General features: G+C 61.9%; 1 protein-coding gene and 1 other annotated feature. The gene reads right to left on the reverse strand.

Going from position 1 to position 1,323, the window contains the following annotated elements:
* Positions 1–39: 39 nt before the first annotated feature.
* Positions 40–1,262 (reverse strand): IS3 family transposase gene (locus JF542_RS24300; protein ID WP_207077733.1). Its coding sequence is split into 2 segments (ribosomal slippage): positions 40–974 and positions 974–1,262, totalling 1,224 coding nucleotides; the frame shifts between segments, so codons are not numbered across the junction.
* Positions 865–981 (reverse strand) — a sequence feature (AL1L pseudoknot). (Overlaps the previous gene by 117 nt.)
* Positions 1,263–1,323: the final 61 nt, after the last annotated feature.

Genomic DNA, 1,323 nt, shown 5'->3' on the forward strand with positions numbered 1-1,323 from the left:
TGAACCGCGCCGGGTTTGCCGGAGGCTGGTTGATTTAAGTTACGCAGCCATGGTCTGAGTTTCCAGAGCTGCGTGGTAGTTTGCTTCGGCCTCTGCTGGCGGGATGTTTCCGATGGGTTCCAGCAGACGGCGATTGTTGAACCAGTCGACCCATTCGAGGGTAGCATATTCCACGGCGTCGAAGCCGCGCCATGGGCCACGGCGATGAATGACCTCGGCCTTGAAGAGGCCATTGATCGTTTCGGCCAAAGCATTGTCATACGAGTCACCGACACTGCCTACCGAGGGTTCGATGCCCGCCTCGGCCAGACGCTCGGTGTATTTGATCGACAAGTATTGCGACCCGCGATCCGAGTGGTGCACCAGTCCTGATCCCGGCTGGCGCTGATGAACGGCCTGTTCGAGGGCGTCCAGCACAAACCCGGCATGGGCCGTCCGACTAACCCGCCAGCCGACGATGCGTCGGGCAAAGGCGTCAATCACGAATGCCACGTAAACGAAACCCTGCCAGGTAGCGACATAGGTGAAATCGCTGACCCAGAGCATGTCCGGCGCAGGCATCCGGAACTGGCGGTTCACCTTGTCCAGCGGGCATGGGACCTTCTTGTCCGGGACCGTCGTCCGGTGTGGTTTGCCGCGGATGATACCTTGGATGCCCATGTCCTTCATCAGCCTTGCCACCGTGCAACGCGCGACACCGAAGCCCTCCCGGGCGAGCTGCCGCCAGACCTTGCGGACGCCATAGACCCGCCAGTTCTCTTCGAAAACCCGCCGAATCTCGGGCCGCAGGGCCTCATCGTGGCGGGCACGATCCGACAGGCGTAACGGGTCAGCCCGCTTCGCCAGGTGATCATAGTAGGTGGAGGGGGCGATCGGCAGCACCGCGCAGATCGGCTCGACCCCGTGCGCATCACGATGCGCCTCAATGAAATCCACCATCACTTCGACCGGCGGTCGAGCTCCGCCATCGCAAAATATGCGCTCGCCTTACGCAGGATCTCGTTGGCCTGGCGCAGCTCTCGGTTCTCCCGTTCCAGCGCCTTCATCTTCTCTGCCATGTCGGTCGGGATGCCAGCGCGCTTGCCGCTGTCGACCTCGGCCTTCTTGACCCAGTCGTTCAGCGTGTTCGCGGAGCAGCCGATCTTCGCAGAAATCGAAGTGATCGCCTGCCACCGAGAGCTGTGTTGGCCGGCGCCATCGAGAACCATCCGCACCGCGCGCTCGCGGACTTCAGGGGAGAACTTGTTCGTGGTCTTGCTCATGATGCTCCATCCTACTCAAGAGTTGGAGCCTCCGGCAAACCCGGGGCGGTTCAATCAGGCC

It is taken from the genome of Salipiger bermudensis (genome assembly GCF_017309175.1).
Taxonomy (GTDB): Bacteria; Pseudomonadota; Alphaproteobacteria; order Rhodobacterales; family Rhodobacteraceae; genus Salipiger; species Salipiger bermudensis.